General features: G+C 44.3%; 20 protein-coding genes, 1 tRNA gene and 1 pseudogene. 11 read left to right on the top strand and 11 right to left on the bottom strand.

Features of this window, described 5'->3' with window-relative positions:
* The coding region (locus tag F6K51_RS07940; protein WP_293019396.1) for a hypothetical protein at positions 1 to 193 on the top strand (193 nt) is incomplete at its 5' end.
* Between the two features lie 532 nt (positions 194 to 725).
* Here the strand turns inward: F6K51_RS07940 and F6K51_RS07935 are convergent.
* From F6K51_RS07935 to F6K51_RS07925, 3 genes are all read right to left on the bottom strand, one after another.
* Positions 726 to 2,336, bottom strand: a complete 1,611-nt coding sequence (locus F6K51_RS07935; protein WP_293019394.1) for an FG-GAP-like repeat-containing protein — start codon at positions 2,334 to 2,336, stop codon at positions 726 to 728.
* Between the two features lie 113 nt (positions 2,337 to 2,449).
* The gene (locus F6K51_RS07930; RefSeq protein ID WP_293019392.1) at positions 2,450 to 2,584 is read right to left on the bottom strand and encodes a hypothetical protein; all 135 of its coding nucleotides are present in this window, start codon (positions 2,582 to 2,584) and stop codon (positions 2,450 to 2,452) included.
* Positions 2,585 to 3,180: 596 nt separating this feature from the next.
* Entirely contained in the window at positions 3,181 to 4,419 is a 1,239-nt protein-coding gene (locus F6K51_RS07925) for a DUF3747 domain-containing protein (RefSeq protein WP_293019390.1), read from the bottom strand.
* A gap of 303 nt (positions 4,420 to 4,722) precedes the next feature.
* Here F6K51_RS07925 and F6K51_RS07920 point away from each other — a divergent pair, with 303 nt between their 5' ends.
* Both F6K51_RS07920 and F6K51_RS07915 read left to right on the top strand, forming a co-directional pair.
* Positions 4,723 to 4,869, top strand: a complete 147-nt coding sequence (locus tag F6K51_RS07920) for a hypothetical protein (RefSeq protein WP_293019389.1) — start codon at positions 4,723 to 4,725, stop codon at positions 4,867 to 4,869.
* Positions 4,870 to 5,012: 143 nt separating this feature from the next.
* A complete protein-coding gene (locus F6K51_RS07915) occupies positions 5,013 to 5,783 on the top strand; it encodes a hypothetical protein (protein ID WP_293019387.1) in 771 nt (256 codons plus the stop codon).
* 90 nt (positions 5,784 to 5,873) lie between these two features.
* Here F6K51_RS07915 and F6K51_RS07910 read toward each other — a convergent pair whose 3' ends face one another.
* The 4 genes from F6K51_RS07910 to F6K51_RS07895 form a co-directional block, all read right to left on the bottom strand.
* Complete coding sequence (locus F6K51_RS07910) at positions 5,874 to 6,005, bottom strand: hypothetical protein (RefSeq protein ID WP_293019385.1); 132 nt, start codon at positions 6,003 to 6,005, stop codon at positions 5,874 to 5,876.
* Positions 5,983 to 7,338, bottom strand: a complete 1,356-nt coding sequence (locus tag F6K51_RS07905; protein ID WP_293019383.1) for an N-acetylmuramoyl-L-alanine amidase — start codon at positions 7,336 to 7,338, stop codon at positions 5,983 to 5,985. Before F6K51_RS07905 ends, F6K51_RS07910 begins: the two co-directional genes overlap by 23 nt.
* Positions 7,339 to 7,557: 219 nt before the next feature.
* Positions 7,558 to 9,039 (bottom strand): zinc ribbon domain-containing protein, encoded by a 1,482-nt coding sequence (locus F6K51_RS07900; RefSeq protein WP_293019382.1) that lies wholly within the window; start codon positions 9,037 to 9,039, stop codon positions 7,558 to 7,560.
* Positions 9,040 to 9,220: 181 nt separating this feature from the next.
* A complete protein-coding gene (locus tag F6K51_RS07895) occupies positions 9,221 to 9,346 on the bottom strand; it encodes a hypothetical protein (protein WP_293019380.1) in 126 nt (41 codons plus the stop codon).
* Positions 9,347 to 9,535: 189 nt separating this feature from the next.
* On the opposite strand from F6K51_RS07895, the gene F6K51_RS07890 reads away from it, so the two are divergent.
* Complete coding sequence (locus F6K51_RS07890; protein WP_293019378.1) at positions 9,536 to 10,207, top strand: class I SAM-dependent methyltransferase; 672 nt, start codon at positions 9,536 to 9,538, stop codon at positions 10,205 to 10,207.
* Between the two features lie 188 nt (positions 10,208 to 10,395).
* On the opposite strand, the gene F6K51_RS07885 is transcribed toward F6K51_RS07890, so the two are convergent.
* Together F6K51_RS07885 and F6K51_RS07880 are read right to left on the bottom strand one after the other, a co-directional pair.
* The gene (locus tag F6K51_RS07885; RefSeq protein ID WP_293019376.1) at positions 10,396 to 10,563 is read right to left on the bottom strand and encodes a hypothetical protein; all 168 of its coding nucleotides are present in this window, start codon (positions 10,561 to 10,563) and stop codon (positions 10,396 to 10,398) included.
* The gene (locus F6K51_RS07880) at positions 10,538 to 11,371 is read right to left on the bottom strand and encodes a rhodanese-related sulfurtransferase (RefSeq protein WP_293019374.1); all 834 of its coding nucleotides are present in this window, start codon (positions 11,369 to 11,371) and stop codon (positions 10,538 to 10,540) included. The genes F6K51_RS07885 and F6K51_RS07880 overlap by 26 nt, the downstream gene beginning before the upstream one ends.
* Before the next feature lie 239 nt (positions 11,372 to 11,610).
* Here F6K51_RS07880 and F6K51_RS07875 point away from each other — a divergent pair.
* Positions 11,611 to 11,683 (top strand) — tRNA-Ala (locus F6K51_RS07875).
* A gap of 209 nt (positions 11,684 to 11,892) precedes the next feature.
* Here F6K51_RS07875 and F6K51_RS07870 read toward each other — a convergent pair.
* Positions 11,893 to 13,281, bottom strand: coding sequence for an AAA-like domain-containing protein (locus tag F6K51_RS07870; protein ID WP_293019373.1), 1,389 nt, complete (start codon positions 13,279 to 13,281; stop codon positions 11,893 to 11,895).
* A gap of 229 nt (positions 13,282 to 13,510) precedes the next feature.
* On the opposite strand from F6K51_RS07870, the gene F6K51_RS07865 reads away from it, so the two are divergent.
* Positions 13,511 to 14,017, top strand: coding sequence for a DUF2808 domain-containing protein (locus F6K51_RS07865; RefSeq protein WP_293019371.1), 507 nt, complete (start codon positions 13,511 to 13,513; stop codon positions 14,015 to 14,017).
* An 80-nt stretch (positions 14,018 to 14,097) separates the two neighbouring features.
* Here F6K51_RS07865 and F6K51_RS07860 read toward each other — a convergent pair whose 3' ends face one another.
* Positions 14,098 to 14,415 (bottom strand): hypothetical protein, encoded by a 318-nt coding sequence (locus F6K51_RS07860; RefSeq protein ID WP_293019370.1) that lies wholly within the window; start codon positions 14,413 to 14,415, stop codon positions 14,098 to 14,100.
* Positions 14,416 to 14,642: 227 nt separating this feature from the next.
* Here F6K51_RS07860 and F6K51_RS07855 point away from each other — a divergent pair, with 227 nt between their 5' ends.
* The 5 genes and pseudogenes from F6K51_RS07855 (at position 14,643) to F6K51_RS07835 (ending at position 21,090) form a co-directional block, all read left to right on the top strand.
* On the top strand, positions 14,643 to 16,052 hold the full coding sequence (locus tag F6K51_RS07855) for a glycoside hydrolase 100 family protein (protein WP_293019368.1): 1,410 nt from the start codon (positions 14,643 to 14,645) through the stop codon (positions 16,050 to 16,052).
* 359 nt (positions 16,053 to 16,411) lie between these two features.
* Positions 16,412 to 16,873: pseudogene (locus tag F6K51_RS07850) on the top strand (amylo-alpha-1,6-glucosidase); the annotation flags it as partial.
* Between the two features lie 186 nt (positions 16,874 to 17,059).
* Complete coding sequence (locus tag F6K51_RS07845; protein WP_293019366.1) at positions 17,060 to 18,220, top strand: hypothetical protein; 1,161 nt, start codon at positions 17,060 to 17,062, stop codon at positions 18,218 to 18,220.
* Positions 18,221 to 18,906: 686 nt separating this feature from the next.
* On the top strand, positions 18,907 to 20,340 hold the full coding sequence (locus F6K51_RS07840) for a hypothetical protein (protein WP_293019365.1): 1,434 nt from the start codon (positions 18,907 to 18,909) through the stop codon (positions 20,338 to 20,340).
* A 321-nt stretch (positions 20,341 to 20,661) separates the two neighbouring features.
* Positions 20,662 to 21,090: a DUF3574 domain-containing protein gene (locus F6K51_RS07835; RefSeq protein ID WP_083305243.1), complete on the top strand. Its 429-nt coding sequence runs from the start codon at positions 20,662 to 20,664 to the stop codon at positions 21,088 to 21,090.
* Positions 21,091 to 21,222 lie beyond the last annotated feature (132 nt).

Below are 21,222 nucleotides of genomic sequence, written 5' to 3'. Positions count from 1 at the left end.
CTATTCCCTATTCCCTATTCCCTATTCCCTATTCCCTATTCCCTATTCCCTATTCCCTATTCCCTATTCCCTATTCCCTATTCCCTATTCCCTATTCCCTATTCCCTATTCCCTATTCCCTATTCCCAGAGCCGCTGTTCCCTGTTCCCTAAAATCCAAAAATTATGTACCTCACCTAATTGAAAAATGCTAGAGATCACAACATACATATAACTATCCAGAAAATAACTAATATAAAAATATTGAGTTTATCTTTCATCGAAAACTAATCCATGTTTATAATCGAACCATAGGTTTTATTATAAACATGGATTAGGCAGTAATTATACTGGTAAGGTGCCTTAATAAGGTAACCTACTACTTATGGCCTTTGGAGTGATAGCCCTTAGAGTGATAGGGTTTCGAGTCCAGTTTTGGGTAAGTCCTAAGCAAAAATGATTATTTTATAAATCTTGAACTTTTATAAATATTTAAAATTGATAGCTATATAGTTTATATTTGAGTTGTGAACATACTCCCAAAGGCCAAGAGGCAAGAGGCAAGAGGCAAAAGGTAAGAGGGGAAACAGATCCGGAGTTTTATTCTCCAATAAAAAAAGACCATACAGGTTTACATCTCATGTGTAAACGCTATATAACGTCTCTACATGTAAGCAATCAGCTAACGCGCCAAGGGCTTTAGCTGATTGCCCTTGGCTAAATACTTAGGTAATTGAAATTACGTATTTAAACATAACTTTGCCAACTCGGATCAGTTACTGGCTCAAGCCTCTCCAGGCGATCGAACCCATTAGCATTCATCAGCCAGACACTATTTTGTCCATCGTCGAGATTGCGCCAGAGGATATCATCGAAACCATTGTCATCGATGTCGAGGGTACCATGGATTACCTCCTGACCAATACTTATTGGTGAGTCAATCAACACTGATTCAATGTACTGAGTCCCTTCCATCCTCCAATAGTAAATAGTTTGGTCTTGAGTATTGCGCCAGATAATATCCCCATCACCATCTCCATCCAAGTCTCCCGCTGCCCTCATTTCCCAAATACTAGTGACTGGTTCCGATGGAATGGACACCTCCTGAGCGACATTGGTGCCATTCATTAGCCAGACTTTATTTTCCCCAGTGGAAGTATTGCGCCAGAGAATATCCTGTTGTTGATCACTGTTGAAATCTTCCGTGCCACGAATCTCCCAGTCTAAGCCTAGAGTTGGGGTTATGGACACTGCATTCTGAAACACCGATCCTGCCATCAACCAGATGCCAGTTTCACCAGTAGAGCTATTACGCCAGAGAAGATCCTGTTGTTGATCACTGTTGAAATCCCCTGCACCCTGCATTTGCCAGGGACTGTCGGCTGGTTCTGTTGGTGAATGAATTGTTACGGCTTGAGCTAAGTCGAGACCATCCATCAACCAAGCACCATTGACTCCGGTCTCGTCATTACGCCAGAAAATAGTCACACTCTCGGTGATAGTGGATTGGTCATTGTCGGTAATGGTGAAAGTGGCACTGGGAGTCTCACCTAATTGATAGTCGGGACTATTCTCAAGGGTAATAATTACAGTTTCTTCCCCTTCTACTATTCCATCGGCGATTGGGGTGAGCTTGAGATCTACTGACTCCTGACCTTCTGGAATAGTAACGGTACCGGTTAGGATGGGCTTGTAATCTGAGGAGCTAGCGGTGCCACTGACCGTGTAAGTTACCTCTAGGCTTTGACTAATGTCTCCGGTACGGGTGATGGTGATACCACCACTTTTTGGCACAGTTTCGGCTAATGTGCCATCAGTAGGGGTAATGGTAAGTTCAGGAAAAGTAATAACTGGGCCAGCTTCCAGTGCTGGTGTTATTTCAATAACGTCTATTCGTGCTAGTTCATAGGTTTGATTCCCCAAACTATCTGCCACGGCAGAGATTTCAATCTGATCCCCTGGAGCCAGTTCTACGTCTTTAAAGACAGGATTAGGATTGGATAAACCATCAAATATAGAACCAGTCAAGCCGATATAATTACCAGAATTGGGTGTGTCTATGGGTGGATTGTCCTGTTCTCCTGGGTTTTTATTGAAAATATATCTACTAATCGGGATATCGTTGACACGAAGTGTCAGGGTAGATCGGCCATCTAATTCATCAAAATAGGCAATCTTAAAATTATAGTTACCAGCAGGACCGTCATCTTCTGTCCAGGTTAAACGAATGAATCCTTGTTCAGTAGTATTGGTTTTGGGAATCTCGATAGCTTGACCACCGGAAGCAATGTCACTATCAAAAACTATGTAGTTTTCTAAACTCAGCCTAGTTGTGTCTTCTGCCTCAAATGTTGGCATAATTACTATTATCCTCTCCTTTTTAGGGAATAGGGAACAGGGAATAGGGAACAGTAGGAAAGAGATCCGAGTAGTTTTTGGTGTTATGGAAAATTAGTATTGGAGTTTATGCTCTATAGCAAAGGGAGTAGGGAGTAGGGAACAGCAGATCTGGATCCAAAAATTATCACAATTACTACAGGAATTGCTAAATCCCAATTACTAGATTGGATCTGAAACTTTGGGTAATCGAAAGAAATCTTATTCACTTTCAATTAAATAAATTAAGAAATTTCTCATGCTTCTTATTGGACAATAGCTAAAACTAGACTTCATAAGAATTATCTAAATTGTCTAAAAAAAAAATTACATTACTATAGATGACATAATTATGATTCCATGTCACTATAAAACTCCTTGCTTAATCAAATCTTTACAGTTTTTTTTACGGATTTATTAAAGTCTTCACTTTTATAGCAGTCGCCAGGGCAGGCGCGGACATGACAAAAGTCTCAAACCTAAGTAAGCGCAAGAGTTTGACTTCTGACTTCTGACTTCTGACTTCTGACTTCTGACTTCTGCTATAGAGCTCTCGTTTACATCTTTATATGTTGGATAGAAGAGAAGGAAAACGGCCAAGAGGCAGAGTTCAGGAAGGGAGGAATAAAATAGAGACTTTGCGGCAGTATTCAATCGGGTTTGTGATCAATCCCAGGCTACCGGAATTGATATAATGGGGTGATGTAAGCTATCAGCTAATGTGCTATGAACACGCTACTTGAGGTGCTATCAGCTGATAGCTTACGTTGTTTACTTGAGGTCTGATCAACAGACGTTTCTTGTGGCCTTCTTAAAGGATAATGTGCTACTTCTGAGTAATGGGCTGCTGGACACAGTTGAGCATGCGCAGAGTAGCAGCAGCGGCATAGTTCCGGCGTGCTTCAGAATTGGGGAAGAAAGCGTTACCCCTTTCGTTTAGGGGAGATGCAACTTGGCAGTAGGCAGACATTTCAGAAATCAGAGCGACAGCCCAGTGACCTTCGGTGTCGGAAAATTGTGTGACTGACCCATTAGAAACGAGTACCCCTGGCTGACCTTGGAGGTTTTTGGCAAATTCAGCAGCTTTTTTTTGTACTGCCATCAATTCGGCACGAGTTACGGACTTATTTGGTCGAAAGGTGCCATCAGGATAGCCACTAACAATATTATTGTCCCTCGCCCATTGAATTTTGGCAGCACTCCAGCGCCCAGCCTCAACATCTTGATAGGGCCTTCCTGATGCTTGAGTGGGGACAGTAATATTAGCACCTGGCAGTTTACCTAAGCCTTCAATGACCATAGACACGAGTTGTTCTCTGGTGAGAAACCCTTGGGGTCTGAAGGTATTGTCCTGAAATCCAGCAATAAATCCCATTGCTACGGCTTTTTCAATTTCTGAGGCATAGACATCAGTAGCAATATCCCGAAATTTAGAGGTTTCTCGTGGCGGAAGTGGAGGAAGCTTGGATGGATCAGTACTTCCTGTGTTACCTAGGGGTGTGTTAGTAGCAAGGTAGACGTGACCTAGCTCTCTGCCATTGAACATTCTCTTGGCAAATTCCCAACCGGGCTGCAGAAAAATTTTCATAAAGCCCTGGCGAATACCACCAGTTCTACCGATGATTACTTCAGGAGCTTTACGATCAAGGCGGTGCTTACCCACTAGCAACAGTTCACCATTACGCTCAACAATGCTAAGGATGTAATCAAGTCCTAAGTCTTCACCCGCCATGCGCATGGAATAGCCATTGCTATCAGTACTGCGTCCGCAAATGCCAGTAAAGTCAAAGTTCAACAGCAGTGGGTCTACGATCACTGGGTTAGTACCACTCTCGCTCCAACAGGCTCGCTTGTTGGATTTTTGCTCTATGATCAGCAATTGATGGGAATTTGCGCCAAAGGGTTGAGCTACAGCAATAAACTTGCCTTGTTCAACTTGTTTTTGCTCAAAGGTAGCGGCGGAGGTTTGGTTGCCAAGACTGATTGCTGAGAAGGCAGTGGCTAGGGCAACGGTGGCGAAGGTGGCTAGTTTTTGTGGTAATTTTTGTTTTAAAGAACTCTTCATGCTACTTACCTCTGTTTTTCAGCATCTGTACTAGGCTTTTAGGATTTGTCAATTTTAAGACGACTGCTTCAAGCTATAATGATTAACTTTCAGATTAAATGTTTCTGGTTCTAATGGTTTAAGTTTTAATTTTGATTAATAAAATTTGAGCAAAAGTAGCTAAGGACACATAAGCTATCAGCTATCAGCGTGTCGCGTATCAGCTCATGGGCTACAGATGGTGCTACTTCAGGTGCTATCAGGGGCTTTAACTGCACGGGGTCGGATGAGTAAAAGGAGCAGGGTGCATCTCCTAAAAGCTGTTTGACCTGGTGGGTGGAATGGGCATCTTGTTGTGGAATGGGCATCTTGCCCGTGACAATTTTCGGAGCGGACTGTCCCAACACTGGCTACCGAGAAAATGAGGGTGAGTCCGTCCCTAAAGCACCACTAGCAACTACCGACCGTTGATTAGCTGACAGCTGACGGCTGATAGCTGAATACTTACCTAATATCAGTGTGAAGCTAGCGAAACTATCACAAGGTTTTCGAGCCTGAGGGTTATCTCTAAGCATGATGGGATCAAGGCTGAAAATCCGTCGGAGGTCGCTAGGATGTTATTTAATATTGCTGGTGTAGGGACTGGGTTAGGAATTCTAACTCTATTGGTGTTTGGGCTGTTGCAATGGTTGCACATTAGTACTGGTCATTTCCTAGATTGGATAATTGGTGTGGCTAGCTTTTGGTGGCTGTTGGTGATTGTGACAGTTCCGTGGAATGTCCACTTGGAAGCTAGGGAAGTTTTAGCAGAGGGGTCGGCTTCCAGGGCAAATGAGATTGCGGTTGACCCGAAGCAATTAAACTATGTGGAAATGATAGCTAAGCGATCGCTAACCGTAGCAATCGCCCTTCACCTGTTATCTGCTGTGGGTCTGTACATCCTTGCTGCCACTGGGATTAGTGCTGTAGGCTACGTCAGTTCGGGAGCAGCTTTGCTTTTAACTGCTTTGCGTCCAGCGGTACGTTTTTACCAGTATTTAGCAGCCCGGTTAAGGATGATCCGGCAAGAGTTTAAGTATCCTCGCCGAGATGTAATGGAACTACAGAATCGTTTTGAAGCTCTCGAAAGAACTGTCAAAGGTCTAGAAGAGAAACTAGACCCAGAAGAACCTTACTCTTGGGTGGCAACCCATCAGCGTTACTGGGAAGAGACTCGCAAAGGCTTAGCCCAACTTGAAGCATCAATGGCACAACTGGAAGCTAATAACAATGCGGAACACCAACGTTTAGCTCGGGATTCTGAAAATGCGATCGCACAATTAACTACAGATAGTCAATTTCTGGATAATGTCCGAGAAATTATCCGGTTTTTCAAGACAGCTTAGTAGTTATAGCGCAAGTCAGAAGTCAGAAGTCAGAAGTCAGAAGTCAGAAGTCAGAAGTAAACTATGACTAAGTTTTGGAGTTTAGGAATGTCAAACATCTAAATGCGTAGTGCGCTTGCAGCGCTGAGTTAGAGGGCTGCTTGAGGTGGAATCGGGAATCGGGAATCGGGAATCGGGAATCGGGAATCGGGAATCGGGATCAAAGCAAGTTAGATGCTTCATATAAACGCCTGACAACGGCGATAATTCGCTTGCCATAATCTAAGTCAGCTGACCAGCGGCCACTGAGCTGTTCAACTAAGGGAGCAATCCCTCGGGTAACGAAGCGAAACCGGGGATCGACCAAGGGTTGGACTAGGGGTTCCTGACTGGCGTAGGCTTTCAAATGTTGGATATGGGCACGTACTCCAATTCTAGCGCTAGGAAAAGTCGCTTCTTCCTCACTAGTCACTGCTCCCAAACCACCAAAATTATTTTGCTCAGGTCTAAGGCGATCGCTAAAGCGTAGGAAGTTAGTTTCTACACAAGCTTGGGCAAAGGCAATGTCATAGTTGACTCCCTCTACCGAGGCTTCTTCTCGATAGAGCCTAGCTAGGTCAGGAAACTCAGTCAGGGCGTTCTGATTATTGTTTTTAAGAAATATCTGTAACTGGACTTCGGAGGTGCTACCATGACCCATGATCCGGTCAATCAGACCTGGACAGATTTTCTGGGAAATTGAGCGCAAAATCACAGTGCGGGTAGGAGCATCCCAACCGACAAAGATGTTATATTCTCTTAGTTCAATGGCCTTAACATAAACGACTCCCCGATATTGCACACGACGGACATTCTCGGCGGTGGTCAAATCCACTCCTAGGCGATCGGCTAGGTCAATGGGAATGTAAGAATTGCTATTGATTAGAACACCTCGATCATCGTAAGTCTGATTATTGATTTTAATATCAATGATGGGATAAACGGGATTGAGTTGATCGGGTGGCTGTTCACCAGATATCAAACTACTCCATTGGGCAAGTCCATCAGCTATGCCTCTGGCCATGTCACGACGTCGATTCTGGAGCAGAGCACGGTCTTGGGGATTAGTCAGAAAGCCAACTTCGAGCAGTAGGGAGGGCAGGATAACATCACGGCAAAAGGCAAGACGCCCAACACCTGATTCCGTATCGGGTTTTGCTCCTCGATTGGGCAGTTCAGGAAGGCGTGTGATCAAATAGCGCAGCATTAGTTCACCATGCTTCTTGCGCTCAGTGTTATTGAAAATGTAAAAAGCAGAGGCACCTCGGATGTTAGGATTGGAAAAGGCATCAGCATGAATCTCTAGCGCTACATCACCAAAACCAGCACGGTCATTAATCCATTGAATTGTCTGCTTTAAACTCAATTCATCAGGAACAGATAATACTTCATACCGACGCGATCGCAATTCTGGCACCACCATATCTCGCAGCCCAATCATTTCTTCGGCTTCCGTTGTCCCACCGGCAATCGCCCCTGGGTCAAGACCACCACGTTCCATGCCACCGTGACCTGCTGAAATAAATATACGTCCCATGTCTTGCTTTTTGCCCTCAGCCCTTAATTGAGCACTTGCTGTTTCCAGGATAAGGATTTACTTTCCCTATGGCTAGGGGAAGTTCGAGATACTCTTAAACCGTAATTAATCGGGATGAACCCGTACAAAACGGTCAAGGTGCAATTTATTGTTGCCTGAGGGAGGAGTGGTCATGCAGTAATTGGAGTTAAACCTGCCACTCGTCTTTCTAGGCGTTCCTCACATCTCGATGAGGAGTTGGTTGAAAGCCTGAGTTTTAGTATGCTTACAGTCAAGCCAACCAAGTTCAACTGCATCAACTAAACTCAGTCCCATTCCTTTCAACCAACGCGCGGTACGACGCAATAACACCGCCTGTACCTCGGTTTTACTCATGTACCGAGTAATTTCGAAGTCGGTACCGCGAGCAAGGATGTTTTTGGCAGCATTATGGTCAGCCTGCAACACGACCCCATCAAATCCGGTAAAATTGTCCCCAGTCCTTTTGCCCAACAGGGTGCCATTCCTGGAGTCAATTTGCGACGTGTAACTAGGCTGAACTTCTGTAACAACCGAGCCAGTCCAATCAGCCCATTTTTGCAAAGAATCACGCATCACTCCTTTCATCCAACTATTGAGTTTGCGGGACACGGCTTTAGACTGGCGCTTATTTCTGATTGGTTGTGTTAAATCTGAGGCCGTAGGCCACGCTACGCGAACAGCAAAGACCTTTAAAGATTCTCCATTGAAAAGAGACTTAGAGGCTGCTCCTATTATCGCCGTCAACTCTGCTTGATTTTTTCTGTAACGGCGATTTTCCGTTTTTCTAGTTAGGTTGTTTTCAAGTATTCGAGCCGATTTAACTGAATCTATTTTCTCTAGCTTTCTGTGAAGTGCCCAAAGTTTCCCTCTGTTGCGGTTCTTGGCACATATGCGATCTGATTTCTTAGTAGAGACTTTTCCCAGATCTTTGCCGTGTGCCTGACCGTCTGAATCATAGAAAGCCTCCGTGTAACCCTTATCTACACCGAGACTTCGACGTTCAGAGGGAATTTCTACGGTTCCATGGTCTACCAGAAAGTGGATTTCAAATTTTTGCAGGAGTTGATTATGGATCAGTCTGATTTGTCCTTTTATTTTTCGATTAGATCTAACAACTATCCTGTTCCTCTTCCCTCTCCTTAATCCCGCCAATTCTAACTGGTAAGTGTTACGGGAAAGCCTTTTACATTTGTAACCCACTTGTTGATAGACGATCTGGTTTTTAATCCAAGAATGTCCTCTTTGGAAAAACCTTCTAACAAGTCTGTGTAGAAGAGGATTGTCCAGAAAAGCAACGGTCTTAAGCTGTTTGCAAAGCTCCTTTCGTTTATTTTGATTTTCCTTTCCAGGGAACCTTCTGTAGATTCTTTTTGCTACTGCATCTATACAGGCTGCCTGCTGAGCCGTAATGGCTTTTGCTACATCATTAATAGCCCAATCCATTAATTTAGCAGGCAGCCCTAAGCTGTCGGGATTCCTGAAACTCTTTACTTCCGGGATGGCCTTTTTCCAGTCCAGTCCCCAGTGATTAATGCTTCCCAGTTTGTTGTAAGACTCAGATCTGACAATGCCCAATTTTTTCATTGTGAACAACAACTCTGTCTTAACCGACTCAGTCATCCCTACTACGGGGACGATTTGAGTCGATATTTTTCTAGTTGCTCCTATTTTCTTGGGCATCGTTAATTCTGAATCGTATACTTTAATCTTACTCTAGCGCTAGCAAAATGTCAATGTCTGTTTTATGGTATTAAATACCGTATTATCCCTATTTATTGGGGTTTAATCGCGAGACTGTACAAATCATCCCACCAATAGGGAACAGCAAGGAATAACCAAAGCAACATGGACTGATGAAAAATTAACGATGAATACTATCATTTAGCAAAGGGAGTAGGGAGTCGGGAGTCGGGAGTAGGGGTAATACCGAGTTGCATTCAAAGAGAGTAGATTGGTTGGATAGGGAGATAGGGAGATAGGGACCCACCCCTAACCCCTCCCAGGAGGGGAATATGGGGAGATGGGGAGATAGGGAGATAGGGAGATTGGCGGAAGAGAAAGTTGTACCTTTGACCGCAACTTGGTATAAGAAACTTGAAGGTACCTCATAAGTATGATCAACGCTATAGATTGAGCAACCTCTGGAAAATAATAGCTTTGAGCAAACTAAATATCAATGGCTAATCAAACCTTTGGACTAGACAAGCAGCTTTACGACTACTTAAAATCTGTTTCTCTAAGAGAGCCAGAAGTTTTGACCCAGCTGAGGCTGGAAACAGCACAGCATTCCATGGGTATGATGCAAATAGCTCCTGAACAGGGGCAGTTTATGGCCTTACTAGTGCAGTTGATGGGAGCCAAGAAAACTCTAGAGGTGGGGGTATTTACGGGCTATAGTGCTTTAGCTGTAGCCTTAGCTTTGCCACCAGACGGCCAGGTGGTTGCTTGTGATATCAGTGAGAAGTATACTGCGATCGCACGTCGCTACTGGCAACAAGCTGGAGTAGCTGACAAAATTGACCTGCAAATTGCCCCAGCACTGGACACTCTGGAGCGGTTGGTGGAAGAAGGACAGGCAGGTACGTTTGATTTTGCCTTCATTGATGCCGATAAACGGAACTACGAAAACTATTACGAGCAGGCACTGAAACTGGTGCGTAATGGTGGAGTTATTGCTGTGGATAATGTCCTCTGGTCGGGGCGAGTAGCAGATCCTGAGGTAGTCGATAGCAAAACTGAGGTAATTCGAGCATTTAATCAAAAGCTATCTCAAGACCAACGGGTCAACCTTAGTTTGGTACCGATTGCTGATGGATTGACCCTAGCGCTAAAGAAGTATGAAGTATGAAGTCAGAAGTATGAAGGTAAGCATTCAGCTTAAGCGCTACGCGCACGCTACTTGAGGTGCTATCAGCTATCAGTTATCAGTTATCAGCTTAAGCGCTACGCGCACGCTACTTGAGGTGCTAATGCGCTACAGATGGTGCTACTTGAGGTGCTTTTGAATCAAACAGGTAAGCATTGGTTTAATCTCTGTTACGTCAGCTGACCGCTGACGGCTGACCGCTGACCGCTGACGGCTGACCGCTGACGGCTGACCGCTGACGGCTGACCGCTGACGGCTGACGGCTGACCGCTGACCGCTGACCGCTGACCACTGACTGCTGACCGCTGACGTTTATGCTTCTTTGCTGAGATCATCAAAACAGTAAGGGCAACAAATACCTTTGATATATTTAGGGGAATTGAGATCAGCTTGGGAAATTGGATTTCCACAACCGTAGCACATATGGTGGGTTCCAGCTTCCAACTTGTGCTTGAGAGCAATTCGTTGATCGAAAACAAAGCACTCCCCTTCCCATAAACTTTCGTCTTCTGGGACTTGTTCTAAATACTTGAGAATGCCACCTTTGAGATGATAGACCTGTTTAAACCCCTGACTCAACATAAAGGATGAGGCTTTTTCACAGCGAATACCCCCTGTACAAAACAGGGCTACTTTTTTATCTTTGGTGGAATCGAGGTGGTGGCGAACATAATCAGGGAATTGTCGGAATGAGTCAGTATGGGGATTTTGCGCACCTTTGAAGCTTCCGATATTTACTTCATAGGTATTGCGAGTATCAATCAGTACTACGTCTGGATCTGAAATTAGAGCATTCCAGTCCTGGGGGTTAACATAGGTACCTACCTGCTGATTGGGGTCAACCTCTGGCAAACCGATGGTAACAATTTCTTTCTTTAACCGGACTTTCAGGCGGTTGAATGGGGGGGAGTCGGTGTAGGATTCTTTATGCTGTAAGTCGGCCAGACGGGGATCGGAACGGAGGAACGCTAGGACTGAATCAATGGCTTGACGGGAGCCTGCGATGGTGCTGTTAATGCCTTCTGCTGCGAGGAGAATGGTTCCTGTGATGCCTTGAGCTTCACAATGGGCTAGTAAGGAGGGTCGTTTATCCGCAAAGTCTGGCAATTTGACAAATTTGTAAAATGTTGCAACTACCTGGGTCATGATCCGGTTAAGGGGTGAAAAGAGTGCTGAGTTTTGAGTCCTGAGTCGGAAAGTGCCTCACTATTTACTATTCTGACGTATGGTAACACCCCGCACTAACCTGCTATGGTCAGATTACTGTTGCGATGTCTATGGGAAAATTTTTTGGCTATCTTGGTTGACTTTCCAGTTGGATGATGTATAATAACAAAAGTGCGGTTAAGACACTAAGCTTAATTTAGCTTAAGCTGTATTGGCCTGGGGGTATAGCTCAGTTGGTAGAGCGCCTGCTTTGCAAGCAGGATGTCAGCGGTTCGAGTCCGCTTACCTCCACTAGTTAGATCTAATCGTAAATTGGTGACTAGGATGGCGTTGCTGAATCAAACGAATGGATCGGAGTAGAGTGGGCATCCTGCCCGCTCCAAAAAATCCCCGAACAGGCAAGATGCCTATTCCACAGGTGCGACCCGTCACGCTTCGCGATTGACCGTAGGTCACGCTACGCGATCGCTTTTTTTGTATCTCGTTGACATGACTAATAACTAATAACCACTAACTCTTATTTCATTCACGAATTGATTTCTAAAAAATAGACGATATAGTTCGCAGCTAGCTGTGGCTCGATTCCCCTGAATTCTGATCAAACCCAAGCTTTCCAATTTATAGGCAGTTAGTGCTTCTAATTCCACACTTTCTGTGGCCATGACTACTTCCTTAAAAGCAGCGACTAGGTCAGGATGGGGTAGCAAAGCGGCTAGATAGTAACGCAAATAGTTACTATAAATTCCAGTTTGAGTTGGTGCTTCCTCTAGTAATTGTTCTAAGCTAACATCCTGTTTAGTGAGATGATAAAGGGCAAGACGAATTAAACTGGGACAACGACCTACCATAGTCACTAAAGGAGCAAGACGTTTCATGGCTTGGTCACCTTTTGCCCAATCCAAACCATGACGCTGGGCTAAGTCTAGCACTTGCTCATTGGTAAATTCTGGGAGTTTAATGGCTAGGCCAACATTAAAGGGCGATTGATTAAGTTTTAGTGGCACATATACATCTGTAGCATGAGCTATCACCCATCTTACGTTTTGCCAAATTTCCAGTTCCCTAGCATCCTCATACCAAGAGCGTAGCAAAGACAGAAAATCCCTAGAAAGTTCTGGATACTCAAAAATTTGATTAACTTCATCTAAAGCAATAACAATTGGCCTATCGACTTGCTCTAGCAAATAGTCTTCAAAGTAAGTGGTACAACTCACCTTAGAGCCAATGTCAGAATCCCAATAGTGATCGAGTTGGAGGGATAAACCCAATTGCCGACTGACGTTGGCACAAAACCAACGTAAGAACTTATCCAGGTTGCTGAAAACTTGGGAGTCAGCTCGGTGTAAACTTAAACTAACAGTACGAAAGCCCTGTTTCTTGGCATAAGCCAAAATCCTTCGCACTAGGGAAGTCTTTCCTTTCTGTCTGGGGCCTTTAATATGAATCAGGCTACCTGGTTTGCTAACTTCTGCGTAGGTGAGCGCTTCAATGGGAGGACGTTCGATGTATAAATTGGAGTTTAGTGGTACCGGACCACTGGGAAAGTCTAGCTCTGGTACCAGAGCAGGGGATAGGGAATTCCCGACGCTGGTTTTTATCCTGTCCTGATAGCCATAAATCCCTAGAGAGGATAGCTGAGCTCGGGAGTACCGCCTCAAAACTGACCGGACATTACTTTTGGTAACTTTTTGTTTGAGAGCCACAGACAGACGTTGCCAAAGTTTGAATCCTACATCTCTAATGTAACTATGCTCATACCCGCAGCTTTCCGCAATCTCAGCGTAAGTCTTCCCTTCCCAAACTTCACAGAAGACGGTCTCTTGAAGGTTACTGAAGGAGTAATCGGGCAAAATTGTGTCCAAAACAGCTAGGGCTTCTTCTGCCATCATTGACTAGGTTGAAAGCCAACACACCAAACACTAGTTTTACTTTGACATAGAATTGCCAAAATTTCCGTCCAATCAAGCAATTTTTTCCAATTTTTTACGAAAATTACCAGCAAATAGCCGATTCCAATCTAGGTCAAATTCCCGATTTTTTCAGGCAGACAATTTCCATAGGTGTTTTTTCAAATCAACTCAACGTTGTTTAAGTCTGGTATCCCAAGACGATTGAGTGATGAAAAAACAAGTTTTCGGAGCAGTTTCAGCCCTAGCATTCGCCGCATCTGTGCTGCCTATAGCCATCCCCAGTCTGGTGCCAGTAGCTCAGGCTCAAGCCGGTTTTGTGCCGAATGCTCCCTATGTTGCCAGTGCTGGAATTGCTGGAGCTGCAGGGGATAGGCATTTTATTACCGTTGCTGTGGCTGCCTTTCCCATTAATGCTCTTGTGATTGAGTGTACCAATCTCGCTGGTGTTCGCAAAGCAAAGGTTACTAATCAGTTTGGTGAGAGAGTGCCAGCAACCACAGCAGTTTCTAAGAGTGCTGAAGGTGGTACCGCTCTTACGGTGACCTTGAATGAACCTGTTAAACCAGGCAATGTTCTGCGCATTGTGATGGATGGGGTAGAACAAAATCGAGAAGGGGGAGCGATGCTTTATCGAGTGTCTGCCCTGACCGAAAATATATCCTATCCCTTTCCTGTCGGTACGGCAATGTTACTTGAGCCAGTCCTGAGTGACTAAATTCAATAGGGTTAAAGGTTGAATGTTGTTTGGTTAAAGGTTGAACGCGATCGCGTGGCCAATAGGCCAAGGTGGTTTGGTTAAAGGTTGAACGCGATCGCGTGGCCAATAGGCCAAGGTGGTTTGGTTAAAGGTTGAATGTTGTTTGGTTGAAGGTTGAATGTTGTTTGGTTGAAGGTTGAATGTTGTTTGGTTGAATGTTGAACGCGCACCCGTGGCCAATAGGCCAAGGTTGGTTGAACGCGATCGCGTGGCCAATAGGCCAAGGTTGTTCGCGAAGCGTGGCCAATAGGCCAAGGTTGAACGCGATCGCGTGGCCAATAGGCCAAGGTTGTTTGGTTAAAGGTTGAAGGTTGTTTGCTTGAAAGTTGAACGCGATCGCGTGGCCAATAGGCCAAGGTTGTTTGCTTAAAGATTGTTTGCTGATACCTTGCAGCATTAGTATTTTTATGATATAAACTGCGTCAATTCTTCTGACCTATGCCCTGTTCCTTGATCCGAAGTTCCTTGATCTGAAGTTCCCGAAGTTCTTTGTCTTTCGATATCCGAGCCAAGTACTCCAGGATTTTTTCAAAGGAGTTAAGCTAGCATCAACCAGATGGACAACTTAAAGGAGAAATTTTATATGGGAAGCGAAGGTAATCTGATCGAGGCAGCTTGGCAAGCCCTGGAAGATTCGATTATCTATTATCAAGGTCATCCCGTGGGCACAGTGGCGTCGAAAGACTCGGATATGGAAGCCCTGAATTATGACCAGTGCTTTACCCGGGATTTCGCGGTGTCGGCTATGGCATTGCTGATGAGGGGCAAGGGAGAAATTGTGCGCAATTTCCTGATCGAAACCCTAGGGCTTCAAAGCCGTGAAAAGCATATGGATTGCTTTAAGGCGGGTCTTGGATTGATGCCAGCGAGCTTTAAAGTGATACATAAGAAGGAACAGGAGTATTTAGGGGCGGATTTTGGGGAACATGCGATCGCACGAGTTGCTCCAGTAGATTCTGGCTTGTGGTGGCTGCTGGTGTTAAGGGCTTATGTCAAGGCAACTGGTGATCAAGCCCTTGCCCACCAGACAAGGTTCCAACGGGGAATCAAATTAGTTCTAGATCTGTGTCTGACTAAACGATTTGATCTGTTTCCCACGATGTTGGTTCCCGATGGTGCCTTCATGATTGACCGACGCATGGGAGTTGATGGGTATCCGTTGGATATTCAAGCCCTATTCTACACTGCGTTGCAGGCGGCGAGTGAGTTATTGTTGCCAGAGGATGATTATGTTCCTGTGGTCAAGGAGCGCTTGGGTCATCTGACTTATCATATTCGGAATTACTATTGGTTGAATTTAGACCGCCTCAAGGAAATCTATCGCTACGATGTGGAAGAGTTCGGTGAAGCGGCAATCAATAAGTTTAATGTCTATGCTGACACTATTCCTGATTGGCTAATGCAATGGTTGCCAGATTCAGGGGGATATTTTGTGGGTAACCTTGGACCAGGGCGGATGGATTTTCGCTTTTTTGCCCAAGGTAATTTAATGGCAATTATTACTTCCCTAGCTACTGAAGAACAATCCCAAGCCATTATGGACTTGATCGAGCAACGCTGGGAGGATTTAGTGGGAGAAATGCCCATGAAAGTTTGTTTTCCGGCTTTGGAAGGTCGCGATTGGCAAATTATCACAGGTTGTGATCCCAAAAATACTCCTTGGTCTTACCATAATGCGGGGAATTGGCCTTTCTTGTTGTGGGAATTGGCAGCAGCAGCACAAAAAACTGGCAAATCTGAACTGGCTCGTAAAGCCTTAACCATTGCTGCCCAATGCCTGCTTAAGGATAACTGGCCAGAGTACTATGATGGTAAAAATGGTCGCCTGATTGGCAAGAAAGCTAGGAAAGTTCAAACCTGGACAATTGCTGGGTTTTTAGCAGCACAACAGTTGATAGATAATCCGGATCATCTTAACTTAGTAAGTTTTGAGGACACTGCTGTGATGATTTGCTCTATGGATATTGCGGAAATTGTTGCCATGAACAAATAATTTTAAACTAATTTAAACTAACTTAAATTAACTTAAATTAACTTAAAATTGGGACTAACCAAGTCCCAATTTTAAGTTAAAAATTCCCAAAATTCCCAATGACTAATGACTATAGTATTTTTTAGTTTAATGAGGTACAAATAATTTGTACCTTCTTCCCTCTTCCCTCTTCCCTCTTCCCTCTTACCTCTTACCTCTTCCCTGCTCCCTGCTCCCTGCTCCCTGCTCCCTGTCCCCTAAAAAATGTATCTCACCTAATTAAAAACAGTTATAATAACTAATGACTAATGACTTGGGACGAGAAATTTTACGAGCAGCAGTTAATCAACCGTTGGGATGCTACCCATGAGCTCAAAACTACCCCCAGTTGGATCCGACAATTAGTATGGGCGGCTGACCAATTTATAGTCAACCGCCCTTTAGCAGATGCACCTGATGATAAAACGATTATCGCAGGCTATCCTTGGTTTGGGGATTGGGGGTCAGATACCATGATTAGTTTGCCAGCATTGACTCTCTCGACCGGTCCTCCTGACGTTGCTTGCACTATTCTTCCCACCTTTGCCCGTTATATAGATCAAGGGATGTTACCCAATCTCTTCCCAGATGTAGGAACGGAAGCAGAATACAACACCGTGGATGCTAAGCTCTGGTATTTCGAGGCAATCCGTGCCTATTACGAAGCGACGCAAGATCAGGCGTTGATAGCGGAATTGTTTCCAATTCTAGAAGAGGTAATTGACTGGCATCGTCGAGGAGCTCGCTACAGCATTCACTTGGATAACGATGGTTTAATTTATGCAGGGGAAGCGGGAGTCCAGCAAAGCCAACTAAGCGTCAACCAACTAATCTTAAACCTACCCTTCACCGAACGCCAAAGGCGAACAACTAACTAACCTTAAACCTTGGCCTGTCGGCCACGCTAAGCGAACCACCAATTAAGCTTAAATAAAATAACCTTCAACCTTCAACTTTCAACTTTAAAAGCGATGCAGCTGGCCTGAGTTATGACTGAAGAACATCAAAGACTCGAAGAAGCTCGAAATCACATTATCCACTGGAAACGCTGGGGTCCTTACCTAAGTGAGCGACAGTGGGGAACAGTACGGGAAGACTATAGCCCAGATGGACAAGCGTGGGATTATTTTACCCATGACCAGGCGCGATCGCGTACTTACCGTTGGGGCGAAGATGGTATTTTGGGTATTTGTGATGATCAACAGTATTTGTGTTTTGCCCTAGCGCTATGGAACGGCAAAGACCCCATCCTTAAAGAACGGATTTATGGTTTAACGGGCACTGAAGGTAATCACGGGGAAGATGTTAAAGAGTATTATTTCTATCTAGATAGTACTCCTACCCACTCCTACATGAAGGGATTATACAAATATCCCCAAGCTGAGTTTCCCTATACTTGGCTAGTGCAGGAAAACCAACGTCGGGGACGGGAAGCACCAGAGTTTGAACTGCTCGATACAGGGATATTCCAGGAAAATCGTTACTATGACGTATTCCTAGAGTATGCCAAAGCCTCGGCGGAGCAAATTTTAATCCAAATTACTGCGATTAATCGAGGACCAGATCCTCAAACCCTCCATATCCTACCTACTCTCTGGTTCCGCAATATTTGGTCTTGGAATCCTAATTCTCCCAAACCCTTAATTAAGGTTGCTAAATCTGATCAGCAATTCAGTGTCCTGGAAGCCTCCCATCCCACATTGGGACAACGGTGGTTTTACTGTGAGGGTTCACCAGAATTATTAGTTACTGATAACGAAACCAATTATCAGCGCTTGTTTGGGGTAGAGAATCAGTCTGCCTATGTTAAAGATGGCATTAATAACTATGTGGTTCAGGGTGACAATAATGCCGTCAATCCTAGCAGAGTCGGCACAAAAGTGGCTCCCCATTACCGATTTACTATTGGTGCTGGGGAGACTCGGGTGATTAAGCTGTGGCTGAGTGATGCTCCCAATATCCCCCAACCCTTTGGCAGTGAGTTTTCACGGATTATTGCCACCCGTCGCTCAGAAGCAGATCAGTTTTACCATGCGATCGCACCACCCGGAATCAATGACGATCAGCTTGACACTCCCCGTCCTGTAAGAACGGGGATTCTTACTTCAACGAGCCGACTTGCTCAGCCAGGTCGGAACCAGAAAGAGTAGAGGCCGATTCTTCATAAGCGTTTTGATCTAAGATCTAGGTTTCGGTGTGCCCCACCGTACCTTTACTTTTTTTTAGAGATAGATACTTTTTTATATCTAAATTTTTCATAGACGTTAAAGTCGTTAGACCAAATTACGCAATATGTATCTTTTACATATTTTTTACGTTGTCTATTTATTTTTTAGATAATATCTATCCTCAATTCATGGGTGTACGTTTATATATCCATACTAGCACACTTAGTACAGAACCGCCAAAAAAGCCGTCCGTTGTTCGCGTTCGCCTTTGGCGTGGCCATAGGCCAAGGGTGGCCATAGGCCAAGTTACCGCTTCGATAGGGTCGCCTTTATAGTTGGCAGGCTATGCGTAAAAGAGGTGCGACCCGTGGCGAATTTAATTCGCCGAACGCGCCCCGCGTCTCCTACGGAGAAACGCGCCCCGCGTCTCCTGCAGAGAACGGAAAGCGCACCTTTGGTTAAAACTTATTGATTAAGGCTCCACAATAAACAGGTTTCTATCCAGCGAAGGACGGGGCTTTAAACCCAAATCTTTTGGTAAACAGTATTACTACTACGATGTAGAAACCTGGCTCAAGGGTGACCCCAATCAACCGCCACCTCCACCAGAACGGCTAAAAGTCAGGAATCAGCAATGGAATCATCTCAACAATGCAGATATTATTTCTATGCCCGATAAATGGGAATATCCCTGGTTTGCGGCCTGGGATTTGGCATTCCACTGCATCCCCTTAGCAATGATTGATCCAGATTTTGCTAAGAATCAACTTGACTTAATGACGCGGGAGTGGTATACGCATCCCAATGGGCAAATTCCCGCTTATGAATGGAACTTTTCAGATGTCAATCCTCCCGTGCATGGGTGGGCAACCTGGCAAGTTTATCAGCTAGAAAAACAGTTCCATGGAACAAGCGATCGCCAGTTTTTAGAACGGGTCTTTCAAAAGCTTCTGCTTAACTTTACCTGGTGGGTTAACCGCAAAGATTTCGACGGCAACAATGTATTTGAAGGGGGATTTTTAGGCTTAGATAATATTGGAGTATTTGACCGCAGTTCAGAGCTTCCAGTCGGCGGGTATATTGAGCAATCTGATGGCACCAGCTGGATGGGAATGTACTGTCTCAATATGCTCACTATTGCCCTAGAATTAGCTTTAGAAAACCCTGTCTATGAAGACATGGCTACTAAGTTTTTTGAACACTTCCTCTACATTGCCGCTGCTATGAATAATATTGGGGAAGATGAGACGCAATTGTGGGATGAAGAGGATGGCTTTTTCTATGATGTGCTACACTTACCTAATCAGGAACAGTTGCGCCTGAAAGTACGCTCCATGGTAGGGTTAATTCCTCTGTTTGCCGTCACTACTATAGAACCAGAGACGCTCAATAAACTTCCGGGTTTTAAAAAACGATTGGAGTGGTTTATTCAACATCGCCCTGATCTCAAACGCAATGTTGCTTGTATGGAAACTAAGGGAGTAGGCGCAAAGCGGATGCTTGCTCTATGTTATATGACTCTTGGCAAAGTGGTAGAAAGTGATAAATTCCGCCGCATTCTGAGCAAGTTGTTGGATGAAAATGAGTTTTTAAGTGACTATGGTATCCGAGCTATTTCTAAGTTTCATAAGGATAATCCTTATCTATTTTATGTCAATGATAATGAACATCGTGTAGACTACGAACCTGCTGAATCTAGTAATGGGTTATTTGGGGGAAATTCTAACTGGCGTGGTCCGATTTGGATGCCCCTTAACTATCTCTTAATTGAATCCTTGCAAACCTTCCATTACTATTTAGGAGATACGTTTAAAGTGGAATGCCCTACAGGGTCAGGTAATCTGATGACCCTTGGGGAAGTCTCTGTAGAACTATCCCGGCGTCTGATTCGGATTTTCCATAAAAATCAATCCAGTCATCGTCCTCTTTATGGCAAAATTAAGGAATTTAAAACTGCTCCGAATTGGCACAATTTAATTCTGTTATATGAATATTTCCATGGCGATAGTGGCTTAGTAATTGGAACAAGTCACCAAAATGGTTGGACTGGATTAATTGCAAAACTGATCCAACAATGTGCTGACTATAGTGATTCTAAATGATTTATGGACAATACTTTTATTTAAGAGGTTGTCTGAGAAGTCTAATTTGCTACATCCAAGCCCCCGTGGGTCCCCCAATTTTGGGGGACTTTTAGAAGCAAATTGACTCTTGTTCCCCCCAAAGTTGGGGGGCTAGGGGGGCAAAATGCAGTATCAAAAAACTTTTCAGATATCCTCTAAGACCTCAGTGGTAGGGTGCGTTATTAACCTATCCTACAGGTATAGTTATTACCTAACTCTGGCTCAATTAAGTAGGTGGGCATAAATAAACGTTAAATTGTGCTACGGTGCTATAGTGCTATAAGATCTCATTGTCTAACTATGAAAACATTAAGTAACTTCATTTGTGTGGTAGTAATTTTTGTATTATTTTTGTTGACTTTCCCTCAAAGCAATCTCGCATCATCATCTTGTCCAGTAGAAGGCCAAACCATGTCTAAGGTTGAACTCTATTTTGGTTTAAACATCCCTGGTGGCGGAAAAGTGGAACCTCTAGTATGGCAAAAGTTCCTTGATAATGTAATAAGCCCTCGATTTCCAGATGGGCTAAGCATTGACAAAATATCAGGACAATGGCGAGATGCTAAAACAGACAAGACAATACAGGAGGAGTCCCGTATGGTGATGATCCTTTATAAGCGCTCTGCAAAGGCAGAGCAAGCTATTGAAGATATCCGTGCCGCCTATAAGTCACAATTCCAACAAGACTCAGTTATGCGTCTTGATGAGATAAACTGTGTCTCATTTTGAATCGATGGTACATCTGGACACGATATAATTCATTGAAACCAGGGTAAGCGCAAGAAAAAATTGCCCATAATGTGGATTGGGTGGATATCGGTTGATCGTGGCTCGAAACCCCTATAATCTAGTAGAACTGTA

Origin of the sequence: Moorena sp. SIO3I8, assembly GCF_010692325.1 — a bacterium.
Taxonomy (GTDB): Bacteria; Cyanobacteriota; Cyanobacteriia; order Cyanobacteriales; family Coleofasciculaceae; genus Moorena.
Note: the sequence above shows the minus strand (reverse complement) of the source record. Positions and strands in the feature narration are given on the sequence as shown.